Raw genomic sequence first — 1,910 nt, 5'->3', positions numbered from 1 at the left:
GTGATGACGGGTCGGTGATGGTGGGGATGAAGGCTTCCTGGGGGGTGACGACGGCATTACCCGCATGTGCACGAATCTCGGCAATGGTCTCCGGAATCGGGCAGCCCCACGGCACGCGTATCTCGAGTTCGAGAGTGCAGTGCTCTGCCACGACATTGGATTTCTCTCCCCCGTGGATCGTCCCGGGATTGAAGGTCAGCCGTTTCAGGACATCGCTCACACCATCGATCCTGAACTCTTTTGCCAGGACCCCGGCCGAGCGATCGATGATCTCCTGCAGGGGGGCGTCGACCGGGTACTCGCGGTTGTACAGGGTCTTTACCCATTCCAGGAAGGGTACTGCCTCCATGATGGCACTCCGGCCAACGGAAGGGTAGAGCGATCCGTGCGCCGGAATACCGGAGAAGGCGATCTCCATACGGCTGAGTCCTTTCTGCCCGATGCTTGGGTGCAGGGCAGGAGTGGGCTCGGCAATGATACAGTCACAGGGCGAAAGCACTTTTTTTGCAAGGAGGAAACGTGTCCCGTTCACGCCCCCGGTCTCTTCATCGCATACAAAGGAAAGGGTTGCCGGTTGTGCTTTCCCGGCTTCGGCAAGGATCTCGCATGCGGAGAGGATCGACGCACAGCCGCCTTTCATGTCCGTTGCGCCCCGCCCCCAGACACATCCCTCCGCGATATCTCCGGAAAAGGGTGGCCGGGCCCAGTTGTCAGCGGGTGCCGGGACAACATCCACATGGCCGCAGAGCATCAGCGTGGCGTTCTTCTGGATGGCAACAAGGTTGTCCATGCCCTGCCCAGTCCCGATGATCTCTGAACGAATGCCGATATTTTCCAGAAAGCCACGAATGTATTCGATCACGTCGGCAGTTGTCCCGGGGGGGTTCTCGCTCCTGATCTTCACGAGATCCGAACAGATGCGGCTGACATGCATGTAAAAAACCTGTGCTCTTATGGGTTCTGTGAGCAGTACGTCGAGAAAAGCGTGTCAAGCGATGCGCCGGCATAGATGCTTTTTAAGAATTCGGCGTCGAAAAACTCATCGATGACCGCGTAGAAGAAGTTCGCCGGGAGAGGGCTCTTGCTGTCCGGGTCGATCACGATCCGGAAACTCCGGTAACTTGCCTCGTCCTCGGTATCATAGATCATCTGCCAGAGGGACGGGAGCGAAGAGAACTTTTCATTATGGTTTTCGCGGAGCCAGTTGATAAAACCAGGAAACTTTGCCCGGTCGCCTTTCTTCTCTTCGTCAACGCGCCAGCGCATGTACTCGGCGCCGATGATGTTCTTTGGCGAGCCGTAGTTATACGCGTAGATCCCGGCTGTGTAATCGATGTGGGCGAGGGAGTCGATGAGGTAGAAGTAGAGGACTTTATTGAAGCCCGAGGTGTCCTGCAGCATCAGCGACTTCCCGTACAGGTAATCGAGGACGGTGAGGTATTCGTTCTCTTCTGGCATATCCGCTAAGTTCGGTTCCGGATTGTAAATACGTTCTCTTCGTGATCAGGACGGAATAAAAAGGGAGGAGACGAAAGAGGAGGGAGCGATTCAGAACAGGTGCCGGATCTGCTTCTTCCATTCGTCCGTCATGAACCCGTAGATGGACCCTGCGGTAACCGGGAGCCACGCGAGGATCTCTTCGCGGGAAAGCCCCGATGCTGCACAGTATTTCTTCAGGTAGGCATCGGCGATCTCATGGCTCCCCATGTAGTAGTCCATGTAGGTCCGGCAGGCATCGCCGGCAGGAGCCCCGCAGGCCACTTCGGCCCAGTCGATGATGATGTAGGTCTTCCCGTCAAAGAGGATGTTTCCGCCGTGGAAGTCCCCGTGGCCGATGGAAAAGCCGTCCGGGAGCCGGGCGAGGTGGTTTTTCAGGCGGTCCTTCTCTTCCGTCGCCAGGGCGGGGCTTG

Annotated in this window: 3 protein-coding genes; all 3 read right to left on the bottom strand. The window is 57.3% G+C overall.

The features are described from left to right. Positions 1 to 934: M20/M25/M40 family metallo-hydrolase (locus tag CW742_RS11460; RefSeq protein ID WP_292420507.1), on the bottom strand; the 934-nt coding region annotated here is incomplete at its 3' end. 17 nt (positions 935 to 951) lie between these two features. Next, the gene (locus tag CW742_RS11455) at positions 952 to 1,458 is read right to left on the bottom strand and encodes a hypothetical protein (RefSeq protein WP_292420506.1); all 507 of its coding nucleotides are present in this window, start codon (positions 1,456 to 1,458) and stop codon (positions 952 to 954) included. A gap of 90 nt (positions 1,459 to 1,548) precedes the next feature. Further along, positions 1,549 to 1,910 (bottom strand): phosphotransferase family protein (locus CW742_RS11450; RefSeq protein ID WP_292420505.1); only part of this gene is annotated, 362 nt, incomplete at its 5' end.

This window comes from Methanoregula sp. (genome assembly GCF_002835825.1).
In the GTDB taxonomy this organism is placed as follows: domain Archaea; phylum Halobacteriota; class Methanomicrobia; order Methanomicrobiales; family Methanospirillaceae; genus Methanoregula.
Note: the sequence above shows the minus strand (reverse complement) of the source record. Positions and strands in the feature narration are given on the sequence as shown.

Coding starts and splice junctions, on each gene's coding strand:
- CW742_RS11455 (WP_292420506.1), bottom strand. CDS start 1,458: ATGCCAGAAGAGAACGAATACCTCACCGTCCTCGATTACCTGTACGGG.